Origin of the sequence: Niastella soli (assembly GCF_017742245.1) — a bacterium.
Taxonomy (GTDB): Bacteria; Bacteroidota; Bacteroidia; order Chitinophagales; family Chitinophagaceae; genus Niastella; species Niastella soli.
The window spans coordinates 651897-665497 of the sequence record NZ_JAGHKO010000005.1 but is presented as its reverse complement, the minus strand read 5'-3'; the positions used below and the strand labels follow the sequence as shown (position 1 = coordinate 665497).

The 13601-nt window shown below is 44.6% G+C and carries 14 protein-coding genes; 6 read left to right on the top strand and 8 right to left on the bottom strand.

What is annotated here, in order from left to right; genetic code table 11:
• The first annotated feature begins 42 nt into the window (after positions 1 to 42).
• Entirely contained in the window at positions 43 to 228 is a 186-nt protein-coding gene (locus tag J7I42_RS23115) for a S1/P1 nuclease (RefSeq protein ID WP_209141248.1), read from the top strand.
• A gap of 52 nt (positions 229 to 280) precedes the next feature.
• On the opposite strand, the gene J7I42_RS23110 is transcribed toward J7I42_RS23115, so the two are convergent.
• The 4 genes from J7I42_RS23110 to J7I42_RS23095 all read right to left on the bottom strand — a co-directional run bounded on the left by J7I42_RS23110 (position 281) and on the right by J7I42_RS23095 (position 6086).
• Positions 281 to 1648, bottom strand: a complete 1368-nt coding sequence (locus J7I42_RS23110) for a glycoside hydrolase family 28 protein (protein WP_209141247.1) — start codon at positions 1646 to 1648, stop codon at positions 281 to 283.
• Between the two features lie 13 nt (positions 1649 to 1661).
• The gene (locus J7I42_RS23105; protein ID WP_209141246.1) at positions 1662 to 4577 is read right to left on the bottom strand and encodes a glycosyl hydrolase 115 family protein; all 2916 of its coding nucleotides are present in this window, start codon (positions 4575 to 4577) and stop codon (positions 1662 to 1664) included.
• A gap of 78 nt (positions 4578 to 4655) precedes the next feature.
• Positions 4656 to 5135 (bottom strand): DUF3592 domain-containing protein, encoded by a 480-nt coding sequence (locus tag J7I42_RS23100; RefSeq protein WP_209141245.1) that lies wholly within the window; start codon positions 5133 to 5135, stop codon positions 4656 to 4658.
• Positions 5136 to 5264: 129 nt separating this feature from the next.
• Entirely contained in the window at positions 5265 to 6086 is an 822-nt protein-coding gene (locus J7I42_RS23095; protein ID WP_209141244.1) for an aldo/keto reductase, read from the bottom strand.
• Between the two features lie 127 nt (positions 6087 to 6213).
• On the opposite strand from J7I42_RS23095, the gene J7I42_RS23090 reads away from it, so the two are divergent.
• Together J7I42_RS23090 and J7I42_RS23085 are read left to right on the top strand one after the other, a co-directional pair.
• Entirely contained in the window at positions 6214 to 6411 is a 198-nt protein-coding gene (locus J7I42_RS23090; RefSeq protein ID WP_209141243.1) for a hypothetical protein, read from the top strand.
• Positions 6412 to 6521: 110 nt separating this feature from the next.
• Positions 6522 to 7097 (top strand): DUF6438 domain-containing protein, encoded by a 576-nt coding sequence (locus J7I42_RS23085; RefSeq protein ID WP_209141242.1) that lies wholly within the window; start codon positions 6522 to 6524, stop codon positions 7095 to 7097.
• A 12-nt stretch (positions 7098 to 7109) separates the two neighbouring features.
• Here J7I42_RS23085 and J7I42_RS23080 read toward each other — a convergent pair whose 3' ends face one another.
• Together J7I42_RS23080 and J7I42_RS23075 are read right to left on the bottom strand one after the other, a co-directional pair.
• Positions 7110 to 8060: a nitrilase family protein gene (locus tag J7I42_RS23080; RefSeq protein WP_209141241.1), complete on the bottom strand. Its 951-nt coding sequence runs from the start codon at positions 8058 to 8060 to the stop codon at positions 7110 to 7112.
• A gap of 52 nt (positions 8061 to 8112) precedes the next feature.
• Positions 8113 to 8907, bottom strand: coding sequence for a helix-turn-helix domain-containing protein (locus tag J7I42_RS23075; RefSeq protein ID WP_209141240.1), 795 nt, complete (start codon positions 8905 to 8907; stop codon positions 8113 to 8115).
• A 138-nt stretch (positions 8908 to 9045) separates the two neighbouring features.
• Here J7I42_RS23075 and J7I42_RS23070 point away from each other — a divergent pair, with 138 nt between their 5' ends.
• The 3 genes from J7I42_RS23070 (at position 9046) to J7I42_RS23060 (ending at position 10990) form a co-directional block, all read left to right on the top strand.
• Positions 9046 to 9891 carry a DoxX family protein gene (locus J7I42_RS23070; protein ID WP_209141239.1) on the top strand — a complete coding sequence of 282 codons (846 nt, stop codon included), beginning with the start codon at positions 9046 to 9048 and terminating at the stop codon, positions 9889 to 9891.
• 92 nt (positions 9892 to 9983) lie between these two features.
• Positions 9984 to 10454 (top strand): hypothetical protein, encoded by a 471-nt coding sequence (locus J7I42_RS23065; protein ID WP_209141238.1) that lies wholly within the window; start codon positions 9984 to 9986, stop codon positions 10452 to 10454.
• 62 nt (positions 10455 to 10516) lie between these two features.
• Positions 10517 to 10990 (top strand): GNAT family N-acetyltransferase, encoded by a 474-nt coding sequence (locus J7I42_RS23060; protein ID WP_209141237.1) that lies wholly within the window; start codon positions 10517 to 10519, stop codon positions 10988 to 10990.
• A gap of 54 nt (positions 10991 to 11044) precedes the next feature.
• Here J7I42_RS23060 and J7I42_RS23055 read toward each other — a convergent pair whose 3' ends face one another.
• On the bottom strand, positions 11045 to 11863 hold the full coding sequence (locus J7I42_RS23055) for a DUF4397 domain-containing protein (protein WP_209141236.1): 819 nt from the start codon (positions 11861 to 11863) through the stop codon (positions 11045 to 11047).
• A gap of 54 nt (positions 11864 to 11917) precedes the next feature.
• Positions 11918 to 13579 (bottom strand): SusD/RagB family nutrient-binding outer membrane lipoprotein, encoded by a 1662-nt coding sequence (locus tag J7I42_RS23050; protein WP_209141235.1) that lies wholly within the window; start codon positions 13577 to 13579, stop codon positions 11918 to 11920.
• Positions 13580 to 13601 lie beyond the last annotated feature (22 nt).

Here is a 13601-nt window from a genome sequence, read left to right as displayed (position 1 = left end):
CGGGGAAAACACCTACACGTACTATTGTAAACTTTTGTAACCTTGAAATGGATCTGGGAAAGCTATTCAATCAGCTCAGGGATCTATGCGGAAATTGATACCATGAAAACCCTCCAGCTAAACGACAGCTATTACCAATCGCATATTCCCGTTGTGCAGAAACGGATTGAACAGGCTGGCATTCGGCTTGCGGGTGTCTTAAACAAGATCTTTAACCAGGCACATTGATGTGCGCATTCCCTATTGCCCCCAATGGCGTTCCGATGCATCGGAGTGCATGCTACTGCTCCGAAAACCCCTTCACATTTTCATGGATATGCTTTTTCTCCTGTATCGTTCCGGTAGTGATCTTCTTCAATGAAATATTTTGAATGGGCAACTCTTTTTGTCCCAGGATCCTTGTTTCAAATTTCACGTCGCCGGAATGGATGTTTTCCAGGAAGATGTTCTTTATGGGGGTCAGTCTTTTTTCGTAAGTAGGTACCAGCGTACGCCATTGGTATAACACATCTGTTTCAATGCCTAACACCCCCAGATCAATTTTACCAGAGGTAATATTGGTGGCATAGATATTATTCACGAAACCGCCCATGCGCTCATTGGTCTTAATAAACAACAGGTGGTTTAGTTTGGCGCCTTCTACAACCTTGCAGCTATCGATAAACACATTTTCAATACCGCCCGAGAGCTCACTGCCAACGGCCACCAGCTGATGTCCGTTCTTTACCGTGAGGTTGCGGATCACAATATTTTTGGAAGGCGTTTTCAGCACCCAGCCTTCGGGGTTACGGCCCGATTTTATAGCGATGGCATCATCCCCCTGATCGAATGTACAGTTTTCGATCAGCACATTCTGGCTCATCTCCGGGTCTACCCCATCATTGTTGTGCCCATGGGCGTATACATTCACCTTTCTGATAACAACGTTTTTAGCTAAATACAAATGAATGGTCCAGAAAGGACTGTTGGTAATGGTAACCCCTTCCAACAAAATGTTCTCACTTCTGTTGAACTGGATAAACTGTGGCCGCAGGTGCGCCGTATCGTTCACCATTTGTCTTTGTTCAACCGGCGTACGGTTCCAGGCCAGGTTATACAGGCGTTTGAGACTTTCCATATGAGGCTGAGGGCGGGCAAACCATTTCTCCCACACCTCCATCTTTGCTTTCAGTTCTCCTTCGCCGGTAATGGCGATGTTCTTACATTGCCAGGCATAAATGAGGGGTGAATAATTATAACATTCCATCCCTTCCCAGGAGGAATACACTGCCGGCAGGTAATCTGCCGGATCTTCCGAGAACAACAACACCGCCCCTTTATTGAGATGCAGATTAACATTGCTCTTAAAATGGATCGTTTTAGTCAACCATTCGCCTTCGGGGATCACCACTACGCCCCCACCGGCTGCACTGGCTTTGTCAATAGCAGCAGCAATAGCCTGCGACGTTCTTTCTTTATCGCCGGGGACCGCACCCATTTCTTTGATATCGATGCGGATACATTTACTGAAATCCGGCACTTTAATGCTCACGGTGCCAAAGGGGGCTTTTACTTTTATTTCATTCACCGGCACTCCCCCATTCCCTTTATCGAAGGAAAGGAAAGCGGAACAAATAAGTAACAAACTGGCAAATCGTAATCTCTTCATGCTATATATTTTTTCATTTTCGATGGCGCCAATCCAGCCTCGGGTCTGTAGTTGGAGGAATGGTACTGTATGCCTTTTTCAAACCGCCCAGATCGATGCGTATTTCATCCAGGATAACACCCGGATCAATCGCATATATTTTAAGCGAATGTCGGCCTTTATTCAAATGCGGCAACTGAATGGTACGTTCAGCCCGGTTTCGCAAAACATTCTCCTTCCATTCTTCACTTCTCCCCACTGTTTTAAAATCAACGACCTTAACCGGTCCATCATCGACGGATACGCCATACCGCATACTGAACTTATTATTGAGCGGCTGGGTGGGTATTGTATAAACTGTGATTGTTGGCGTTGCGGCCGTATAGGTATCAAAACTATAGGCAAGCCATCCGCTATTCTTTTTTATGCTATCCGTATTTAATGAATAATAGGGGTCCCGCTCAGGTGAGTGAACTACTTCCAGGACGCCACCTGTATAGCCAAGGTCAAACCTTGGCGCCCACTGATAAGCAGCCCCTTTATGAAAGGTTTGTAGATTCATCGGATGGATACACACAAAACCGTTATTCTCGGCATACTGCCCCCAGGTAAAATGGTCCCTGTTAAACGGTTGATGGCACCGTATATTCACCTCCATCTGTTTACCTCCTCCAGTAAATAGGACCTTGCCGGTCAATTCCTTTTTCATCCCCACTTTATTCCAGTCAACGTCTACCCAAATACGCACCTGGTTCTTTCCCCATTCCCCGCTCAGCGATCCGCTTTTTTTGGAAAGCCTGATCCAGTTATCAGAGACAGTGGCTTTCCAATCAACAGGTTTGTTGTCGTTCAAAAAAACATCAATAAAATACCGCTGTCTGTTTATATTATCAAAAGCAGGCAATAGGGTCTCATTACCTGGTATCAGGGAGGAATCTTTAGTAACGAATCCCTCGGGGACAATACTCCAGCCGGCTGATCTGTCAATTGACAACGTGGGTATTTCCAGTTCCTGGTAAACGGGCAGGTTACGCGGTTTCATGGACATCATATTTTTCCATTTGCCACCTGACAACACGTGGTTATAATATTCCGTTTCCTTTATAATGCTGTCATAGGCAGCTTTTGATTGTGCAGCATAATCAAAAGCACTTAACCGGTTCTGTTTGGCGTAATAAAGGGCTTTATCGCGGTAAAGGAATTTCTTATTCATCCAGGCAGCGCACACCACCGGGTAATATACCATTTGATAATAAGCCGCATTTTCATTGGCACCCGCTTTCAACCAACCAGCTTTCACCTGTTTTACCAAAGAGTCATATTTGTCAAGCCGCTGTTGCGCTTCATCACCATAAAAGAAATGATTGTACTGCGTGGTAGTGGTTTGTGTAGTTGGTTCCGTACGACTCCAGCCCATGAATTCTGGTCTTCGTTCAAATGCCAGTTGATAATATTGCTGTAAGATCTTTTCAGCACCGAACGAATTCCTTACCTGCCAGTATTTGTGCCAGTCGTCCAACATCAAAGAGATCACTGGCTCCGGATCATAAGCCATTTTAAAAAAAATCTCTATATTATATTCAAGTGGTTTTATATCACCTACATTCAACACCCACAATTGGGTAGCACCTTCCTGCCTGGCCTTATCCATTTCTTCATACATCAAACCCGGATGAGTAGAAGGCAGCCAGAGATAATCATGCGGCCGGCCCCAATAAGAAGCATGGTAATAAACACCAGAACCGCCGGAGCGCTTTTGTTCTTCCTTATTACTCAGGCGCTGAATGTACCCATAATTATCATCGGGCCATACCAGGGTTATATCATCAGGAATTTTCAAACCGCTGTCATAAATATCCAGCACTTCTTTATAGGCAGTAAATACCTGGGGTATAGAGTCAGCTGGTTTTCCCCGGTATTTCTCCAGCAGATCACGCTGGTCTTTTATGATCTGCTCCAGTAGTGGTACGGCTTCTTTGGAATTCTTAACGCCTTCCATCCCGCTGTCGTGCACGCCACGCATACCCATGGTGTATATGGCATCAATGTTTGTTGATTCTTTTACCCGGCTCTCCCAATACTGGTAGACCTTTTCTTTATTGGTGAGATAATTAAAGGGGCCCATTGTTTTTTCATCCCATTCGCCTACATTGTTACGCAGCATAGGTTCGGCATGGGAGGAACCAATTACAATACCATAATCCTCCGCTACTGTTTTATTTCCCGGATAACTGAAGAAGGCCTTGGTGCTGGGGTGCATCGCCGGCCAGATAAGGTTGGCTTTTAACCGAAGCAACAATTCAAATACTTTGGCATAGGTCTTTGGGCCTATGTCGCCGGTTTCGGGTTCAAATGTTTTGGCGGCCCAGGGTTGCAGGCCCCAGTCTTCATCATTTATAAAGATGCCGCGGTATTTTACAGTGGGCGGCCTGGAGATCTCAGGAGATAATTCAAGCGCTACTTTCTTTTTCTGCGTCACGGGCACATCGGCCCACCAGTACCAGGGTGATACGCCTAATAATTCAGAAAGGGAAAAAACACCAAAGGCAGTACCGCGGGTATCACTGCCGGCAACTACCAGTACTTTTGAGATATTGCCACCGGGATGATCAATTACCATTTTTCCGTAACACTCCCACTTTCCATGCAGATCATCCAGGACAGTATGGCTGCCAACAAATCGCTGTATTAGCGGAGAGGAAATATTCCCAATTACAATCACATTCCCTTTTGCATTGGCCAGGTCTGTGATCACCGGGGGCAGGTTGCCAGTTACCAATTTGACATCATTGGCCAGCAAATGAGCGGCTATTGAGTCCAGCTTCGGCCCGGCCAAACTGTACACGATCTGTAATCCTTTATCCTTATCGGTAAATGAAAATTGCTGTGCCTGGGCAATTCCGGGCAACAAAAGAAGACAATACAGGAACATTCTGAAAGAAACGTTCATATGGCAAATATTGAAGTGAAATTACTTCACTCCATTGACAAACCAGCCTGTACTGTCCGGTATATGATCAGGGAATTATCATGACTTAACAACCCCTACAATTAACGCTAAAAGAAAACATGCACCCAGGACAAGTAAGATCGCCGTCAATATGTTATTACTCTTATAAGTGTTGTAAGCAAAAATCACCCGTCCGGATTTTTCAATTTGATATATGTTATAGTTGATTTGACCTTCATATTCGGGGTCATAATAAACAGTAACGGTGTCGCCAGTTTGTAAGTTATTAACCACCTTTTCAAGATACCGGGGTGACGGGGAAGCTCCAAATCTATAATTGTATTTACTTATGGTAAAAACAAACGCACCAACTTTGCGGCCTCTTCCACCGATGCTTCTTTTTGTCTGGTAGGACGATGTTATATGTGCGGTTACTTTATGAACTTTTTTAAGATCAACACTTGCTTCAATAAAATACTTTTTTCCAGCGGAAAATAACATAAAAGATGATAAAGCAAGGATCACAATTATCAGAATTACCTTTTTGAACGTTTTCATTATGGCAGGGGTTTAAGGTACGGCGTATCAATTTTTACAAATGTAAGGTGATTTTCAATATTTAGCCCCCTGTCCTAATGCCTGGATCATTCTTCCGGGCAGCTCCTTCGGTATGGAGCCGGGTTTGTGTTATAACCCGCGCAAACATGCGACCATCTTAGCTCTCATTTTTTCATCAGGCAATGGCCCCTCCCCTGCCTGCATGTTCTCAGCCACATGTTTGGCATTGGAACTGGCGGGAATAACGCAGGTTACTGCCGGGTGCGCTATTATATATTTTAACAGGAAGGCACCCCAGCTTTTAATATTCAGATCGCCCGCCCAGTCGGGCAACGGCTGGCTGCTTAATTGCGAAAATAAACGTCCCTGGCCAAAGGGTCTGTTGATCAGGGTGGCCACCCCCAATTCGGCAGCAACGGTTAGTAAGTGGTCCTCCGCACGGCGCTCCTGGATGGAATAATTAAACTGAACAAAATCGACTGGCGTTGCACGCATCACCTTTTCCAGTTCGGCATGGCTGGAATCGGTATAATGGGTAATCCCGATATACCTGATCTTTCCAGCCTCTTTCCATTCCCGCAACAGAGGCAAATAAGTTTTCCAATCAGAGAGGTTATGCACCTGCATCAGATCGATCGTTTTTCGCTTCATTAAAGAAATGGAATCCTCCATTTGCCTGATGCCATTCTCTCTCCCTGTTGTCCATACTTTTGTGGCATAGAACAACTCATTCGCATAGGGCGCTTTACTGGTAAGCACCCCTACCACCCGTTCTGCATTGCCATACATGGGCGAACTGTCGAGCAGCCGGCCACCACCCTGATAAAAAGTGTTCAACACTGATGTTAAATAATCCTTTGCTGCATTTTCACTTGTATCGAAGGTATTGTACGTACCCATCCCAATTACCGGAATGGTTTCACCTGAGGAAGGGATTGTTCTGCTGATCATGACCGATTATTTACCCGGCCAATTTAAACATTAATATAAACAACCATGAATAAAAAATAATCGCCCTTTTCTTATGCTTTTTCCTGATTTTGCACTCTATAGTTTACAAATCAGCTGCACTTGCCTTATGAAGAAAATCTTAACCATATTCACCTTCCTGCTAATTGCAATGGGCGCCATTGCCAATGGAATAGATAGCTTACAAACCAAAGAAGCCGTGCAGCAATTCCTTCGCACCCGGTTAAAAAAAATTGGAAATCCATTTATTTCTTCCATTATGCAAATGACTCCGCTGCCTATAAGAAAGACACCTTCTTCAAAATAGACCTGGACGAAAACGGCCTTACAGACCTTATTGTAAGTGGGAAAAGCTTTCTGATCGTACTGGATAAAGGCAAAGGCGATTATTCCCCACAATTAGTTGACCGGGGTGCATTGAATGAAGACAGACATAAGGTAGATACCATTTTTTATCTCAGGAAAAAGCCTTTACTGGTTGTTACCACCTCTGACCTTCCCTATGGTAAGAATAAGATCGTCACCCGAACAGACACGCTTATCTGGCAGCCCAGCGGCTTAATAAATTACAACCCACATCCTGACCATTTAAAAATTGAACAAATAAATTTCACCACCACCTCCTGTTATGGCACCTGTCCGGTCTTTCAACTAACGATCAGTCCCGACAAAAGCGCCGCGTTCAATGGCATTCGATATAACACAGTAACAGGAAAATTCAAATCAACCATCGACAAGTCAACATATAAACAGCTTATAAAAACGATCAATTCTATTAAACTCACCGCACTTAAAAATGATTATGATGTTGACTGGACAGACGACCAATCGGTAAAACTGGAAATAAAATACAACAACGGACAGGTAAAGAAAATTGATGATTATGGCGCCATAGGCACATTCGGCCTTGAGAACCTGTATAATCAATTGTTCGCGATAGCTAAAACGCAGCACTGGGAAAAAGACGAATCGCCTGAGAGTACCCAAAAGTAAGGCTACAGTTAGTTACTCCTCTTTTAACCAGGCTACTTTTTGTACACCGGTATGCGGTGCCGCTATGATGTGCCCATACAACTCAGGACGTCTTGCCTGCTTATACCTGGTTCCGCCGGCCTGTGTTAATTTTTGTGGAGTGACCATTGCAATAGCTACATCATTTCCCAACGCCCGGCATTCAGCCATCACATCCCCAAACGGATCGATGATCATGGAACACCCATTCTTTAACTGGTCATCATCCATTCCTATTGGGTTTGAAAACACCACATATACCCCATTGTCATAGGCGCGGGCCGGCAACCATTTCATCAGCCAGCTGCGGCCCTTCAAGCCATCAAACTCTGCCCGCAGCGAGGTAGGATCTTCTTCCCGGTTATACCATAATTGCGGATCTACAAAACCGGCGCCTGGCCGTGGGGAGGGTGTACACATGGTAACATGCGGCATAAAAATAATCTCGGCGCCTAATAACGTAGTAGCCCTTACATTTTCAATAATGTTATTATCATAACAGATCAGGATCCCGCACTTCCAACCCAACAGATCAAAAACTACATATTCATTGCCGGGTGTAAGATGCGGATTGATAAATGGATGTAACTTTCGGTATTTAGCCACCAGCCCGTTTTTATCTACACACACATAGGCCTTGTGCAAGGTGCCCGCTGCTGTTCTTTCAAACAACCCCGCCAGAATAACAATGTCCAGCGCTGCGGCTATGGCTATTAACTCCTGCACACTCTCCCCTTCCGGGATCAACTCGGCAACAGCAGTAAGTGCATCCTTATCAAGATGCCGGGCGAATGTATAACCAGTAATGGAGCACTCATGGAAGGCGATCACCTGGGCGCCCTGCGCTTTTGCCTCAGCAGCCAGCTGGCGGATCATGCCGAGGTTATACGCTTTATCATTACTGCGATTCTCAAACTGTGCGGTAGCGATCTTTATTGGTTCCATACTACAAAAATAGCAGGACACCCTGGTGGCAGATTGTATAATTCCGACATTCTTACAATTGCAGAAAGTTCAGGGCAAGTGGATGCGCCTGGGTATGATATTGCTGCGGGGTTATCCCGGTATACTTTTTAAACTCCTTTATAAAATGCGCCTGATCAAAAAAGCCGCTTTCATAGGCCACACCGGTTAACTGGCGGGCACCTAACCGCTGCATTCTTTTTGCACTGCGGGTAAGCCTTACAATGTCAGCCAACCGCTTGGGCGTAACGCCTACCTGCAGGTTAAATTTTCTTTCCAGCGTTCGCTCACTCACTGCAAGGTTTTTGGTCAGCCCTTCCAGCGATAAGCTCCCTTCGTGCTCATTAATATATTGCACGGCCTGAATGATCAGGGGATCAGGGTAAGGGTTTTGATCGATCTCCTGTAGAAAGAAGGTATCTATCAGCTTGACCCGGGCCAGAAGATCCTTAGCTTTGGCCAACTCAATTGAGATCCTATCCATTCCCCGGCCTAACACTTCATTCGCCGGAAATAAACCATTAAACCATTCCGTTGCAGGCACTTTCCAAAAGTGATACGCAGCATAGGGCTGCAACACAGCTACCACCCAGTTAATACTTCCGGTAAGTAAAAGGTCGTGGTAGGCTTTTACCTGTCCATATACCCAGCAGGAATGTTGAGCAGGCCTATTCCCCGCTGTACACAAGGCCGCACTGTCCAGGTTAAAAACAACTCCGGTATTGCCATCTGCAAACAACCGGTGCATACTGTTCACCGCGGACGATCCATCCAGCACCAGGTAATGTCTGATAAGATGCGCTAAACCGGGATGTGGCCGTATTTGCATGAGCGGAATAAATTGTAATGCAAAGTAGCAAAAATTAAAGGATAGCTATTTTCTGTCAATTATTTAATAAATTTATCTCAGCTGTTTTCAGGTATCGGGTATGATATAAGTATTATTCAACATACTTAACCAACCAACATGATCCCTTCACATTTACACCCTGCATGTACCAAAATGGCACGCATTTTCTTTGGCATTGGCATGATCGGTATAAGCACACAACATTTCATTTATGCTGAATTTCGTCCGGTAATGCTGCCGGCCTGGCCCCAATGGTTGCAAACGCCTGTTCTTGCTTATATAATTGGAGCTGCTATTACCGTAGCTGGCGCTTTGATCCTGGCGGGAAGAAACACCAAAACCATTTCCTTGCTCCTGGCGGGTTTTCTGTTGTTCTGCCTGGTATTCATACAATGTCCTTATGTTTTATTTATTCAACCTACCCCATCATCGCATCTGTTCTTATGGATAGACCCGCTTAAAGAACTAGCACTTGCTGGCGGCGCCCTGGTAGTTGCAGGTGCGGCTATCGACACATCTAAACATGTACTATATAAGGTTCTGGAAAAACTGATCCCGCTTGGAAAATTCTTCTTTGCCACTACCCTCTTTTTGTTTGGGATCACTCACTTCTTCTATACAGAGTTTGCCGCAGCACTGATACCAGCCTGGGTACCTGACCATACCTTTTGGACGTACCTTGCCGGTGTAGCCCTGATTGGCACAGGCATAGCTATTTTTTTAAAGATCAAAAGAAGAAAGATTTCCCTACTGGCTAGTGCTATGCTTTTTCTTTGGCTGCTTATACTTCACATCCCCCGTGCTATCGCTGACCCTTATGGGGCAAAAGGCAATGAAATAACCAGTGTATTTGAAGCGCTGGCTTTTAGCGGCATTGCCTTAGGGATTGCCTTACTGCCGAAGAAAAAAAGGAACAATGCAATAGTTACAGTGGCAAATAGCAAGGCGGTAGCCACCGGGTAAGAACCATTAATACTTTCTTATAGCGCTCAAAGCCCCGATTTCTTTGTATTTGTACATTGATTTACTATCATTGTCCCAGATATTCTACCCCTATGCTTAACTGGTTCCTCGACAAAATCATAACTGGCTATGTGTATTCAACGATCATCTTTCTTTTATTGTTACTGGTAAGTCAAAAAGCCCGTAACCATAGAACGGGTTTTCTGAACATATCAAACACACTAATACTGGCTGTATTATTGGGAAATCTGGTATATTCCTTTTTTACCGATACCCTTTTCTTTATCCTTTGCACCGTATTATTGGGCTTCCTTTTCCAGTTATGTTTTATTATAAAAAAATTCAGAATAAAAATAGCTGCTACTATTGTTTCGGTATTGTTACTTCTTATACTTACCAATATAGAAACAGTATTTGTTTTTATTACCTCATTTTATAAAGACTACCTACCATCCAGTTGGTCGACATTTTACTATAGCAATTTAAACAAGTATTCTTCCCTGGGGTTTACTGCACTCTATTTTGTTATTTGCTGGGCCTTTCCTCAAAGAAAAACGAACTGATCTACCCCATTCTCTCCCATCTGCACCAATTTTTACAGGGCGCAGGATGCTACCTTTGCGCCATGAGCAGCGGTCTTATAATAAAAAAAGCAACTACCACTACAGACTTTGAAAATGGAAAGCAACTTTTTCTTCAATACATTAAATCCCTCCATTTTGAACTGAACTTTCAGGATGTGGACAGGGAGCTGGAAGAAATTCACCTTGAATACAATGAACCATCGGGTGTATTGTTGCTGGCATATGACGGCGATAAAGCCATTGCCTGCGCGGGTGTTCGAAAGATCGACAGTCAGATCTCCGAACTGAAAAGAATGTTTGTCGACCCCAACTATCGCGGCCATCAGCTGGGTCAGCGATTACTACAACAATCGTTGGAGGAAGCGCGGCGCTTAGGTTATCATTCCATCCGCCTCGACACGGTCCCTGAAATGCAGGCGGCCATCAAATTATATACAGCTGCCGGGTTCTACCCTATTGAGCCTTATCGGTTCAACCCCATACCTGGTGCTCTTTTTATGGAAAAGATATTATAATAAAAAAGTCCTCCCGATGCATCGGGAGGACTCAAAAAACTGTATTCGTTCTTACTACTTGTGTACGTAGGTTGCCAAACTTTTCACTTTTCCGGTGGTTAGCGTGCCATCGCCCTGAAAGTACAGGGTATAGGTTCGCTGATTACCAAAAGCCACATTATTAAGTGTAGCCAGATTAGTAGTGCTTCTTACTCGGCGCACATATAAGGTATCGTTTAACTGCGAGTTATAAGCGAACTGTGAAAAAGTAGTAACAGTACCCGGAGTAATTTTGGAATAAATGTTCCGGTTGTTACGGGTTGAGAACACATCGATGGTATCAACCGTTTTTACGGTTGCATCTTCTAATACAGCATGTATGAAACGCAAATTAAAGTAGCCGATCGTTGGCGTGGTTAAAGAATCCTTCACAAAGATCTGGGCAGCGTCCCTTTGACTATTAATTGAATCGGTTATCAAAAAAGAATAATAGGTATCGGGTGCCAGTACCTTAGAGAACGTTTTAAGAGTTATAGAATCAGGATTGGTTACCCCAGTCGTTAATTTAATTTCCTGTTCACCTGCGGGCACCGAAACATATCCATACAGGGTTGAACCTAATGGATAAATGGACCCATAACTCATATAGGGATTGCCACCGGACAAAAAGCCAGATATTTTAGTGCCACCCACCAATATATTAATTGAATCTCTCACTCTTACACTGCCAAATAAAGTGCTAAAATTGGGTGCTGCATGAACAACACGCAGATACGCTGTTCCGGCAGGTGTTTGATAAGGGGCCGCGGCTTCATAATCACGATTGCACGAAACAAGTGCAATAAAAGTCATCACCAGCGCCGTAGCCGTAACAGCCATTATATTTTTTCTCATCTCGATTTTTTTATTGTTACTGGAAGCATCCATTGTGATACGTTCAGTTTAAAATTATTTTTGTGAGAACCAGCATTCTTTGGTAACATAATCCTGGTCAAAGGCTCCGATCCTGGTCAATTCAGGCACATTATACAGGTACTCTGAATTGTACCTTGGTTTACAACGATACACGAATTTACCTTTGTTGGTAGCTACCAGGTATTGTCCGGAAGGTGGCGTAAAATCAGCATACACCTGTTTGCCGGTTACCGGGTCAAGATCCGTGTAATGGAATTTACGCATATCCACCCAGGTCTGATGTATTCCCCAAACATACAGGGCAATGTATTTCTGCAACATAATATGCGTGAGTGTAAGGTCATTTGCTGACACGGGCACAACGGCCGGGTTATTCATATAAGCATCCTTAACTGTTTGCGTAATTACATTGGCTGACGGAATATGTTGCGGATAAACGGTAGTCAGCATGTCGAAATCAAGGCTGATGGCGTTTTTATAAGCTGCCAGCGCGCCAGACTTATCACCTTTTCTATACAACGCTTCTGCTTTTACAAACTGCATTTCCGAGGCCGTCATCATGGGCCAGGGGCTGGTATTCTGCCAGATGTATCGGCTGGTATCTGCGGTTGGCGATGCGGTTGAATTATAGGTAGCATGTCCCCAGAAATTTAAAGGATACTGGCTTGAATTCAACCCGGGCGTATTGCTGCCTCTCCAGGGCAAAAAGCCCTGAAAGGTACCTGAGTTGTTCTCGCGCAGCATATACCAGGCCCTGGGATCACTTACCCCATTGAACGCAGTGGTGTTACGGCCGCTCATCAGATCGGCTATATAAGCACACTGTCTGTACGCCCCCAAATTGGCACGGAACGGACCAAAATAGTTAAGCGTCTGGCTTTGTAAACCACCTGATACTTTTACATACGCATTGTCGTCATTGGTAGTCATGGCCAGGTCAGCATATTTAGCGGCTGAATCGGCAAAGGCATAATTATTGGCCGCAAACATATTTTTGGCGCTGAGGTTAATGTAAGAACGGGCCAGCAAACCATACACGAATTTTTTCCACTTGGTAACATCGCCGCCCAGAAAATAGGCATCTCCCTGCGCAAAATTTTCCTTGTTTGATTTACCATCGGTCCTGCTTAAGAAACTAAGTGATCTGTAACAAACGGCCCGGCAGCTATCATAAAAATCAGCTGGTTGGTCGTAATGGAATTGCGTTAGTCTTTCATCCCAGGCTTCACTTAAAATTCCATCGTTGTACTCATTGGTCAGTTCCAGCCAGCCCCAGGCCCTGATGGCCCAGGCAGCCCCAACATAATCCCATTTCTCCTCTTCAGTACCCCACTCAATGATCTTGTTTACATTTTTTCCATGTCCGTAGTATACAGCGGCCCAAATAGAACCGGTAACGTCGCTGGCGCCGGTCACGCCGCCCATTTCACCATAGTTATCCAGATCGGTCTGGATGCCGAAGTATTGCACGTAACGCCCTATTAACGTTGCATCCTGCTGCACGCCATACCCGGTCCCATTGGCTGAATAGAAAAAGGTAAACCCGCCGATCACCCCGGGTAGTATCGTTTCAACAGGCACCCTTATCGGTGCATTGGGATTCAGATAGGCCTCATCAATTTTCTTGCTGCATCCCTGCATACAAATCGCACCAATTGTGAGGGTAAATATGGTAGTTAAAAATTTATGTCGCATAAAAAGAATTTGAATTTTGCAT

What these genes read in the sequence shown, in the direction of transcription:
- J7I42_RS23110 (WP_209141247.1), bottom strand. Translation starts at nt 1,648, where the DNA reads ATGAAGAGATTACGATTTGCCAGTTTGTTACTTATTTGTTCCGCTTTC.
- J7I42_RS23105 (WP_209141246.1), bottom strand. Translation starts at nt 4,577, where the DNA reads ATGAACGTTTCTTTCAGAATGTTCCTGTATTGTCTTCTTTTGTTGCCC.
- J7I42_RS23100 (WP_209141245.1), bottom strand. Translation starts at nt 5,135, where the DNA reads ATGAAAACGTTCAAAAAGGTAATTCTGATAATTGTGATCCTTGCTTTA.
- J7I42_RS23095 (WP_209141244.1), bottom strand. Translation starts at nt 6,086, where the DNA reads ATGATCAGCAGAACAATCCCTTCCTCAGGTGAAACCATTCCGGTAATT.
- J7I42_RS23090 (WP_209141243.1), top strand. Translation starts at nt 6,214, where the DNA reads ATGAAGAAAATCTTAACCATATTCACCTTCCTGCTAATTGCAATGGGC.
- J7I42_RS23080 (WP_209141241.1), bottom strand. Translation starts at nt 8,060, where the DNA reads ATGGAACCAATAAAGATCGCTACCGCACAGTTTGAGAATCGCAGTAAT.
- J7I42_RS23075 (WP_209141240.1), bottom strand. Translation starts at nt 8,907, where the DNA reads ATGCAAATACGGCCACATCCCGGTTTAGCGCATCTTATCAGACATTAC.
- J7I42_RS23070 (WP_209141239.1), top strand. Translation starts at nt 9,046, where the DNA reads ATGATCCCTTCACATTTACACCCTGCATGTACCAAAATGGCACGCATT.
- J7I42_RS23065 (WP_209141238.1), top strand. Translation starts at nt 9,984, where the DNA reads ATGCTTAACTGGTTCCTCGACAAAATCATAACTGGCTATGTGTATTCA.
- J7I42_RS23060 (WP_209141237.1), top strand. Translation starts at nt 10,517, where the DNA reads ATGAGCAGCGGTCTTATAATAAAAAAAGCAACTACCACTACAGACTTT.
- J7I42_RS23055 (WP_209141236.1), bottom strand. Translation starts at nt 11,863, where the DNA reads ATGAGAAAAAATATAATGGCTGTTACGGCTACGGCGCTGGTGATGACT.
- J7I42_RS23050 (WP_209141235.1), bottom strand. Translation starts at nt 13,579, where the DNA reads ATGCGACATAAATTTTTAACTACCATATTTACCCTCACAATTGGTGCG.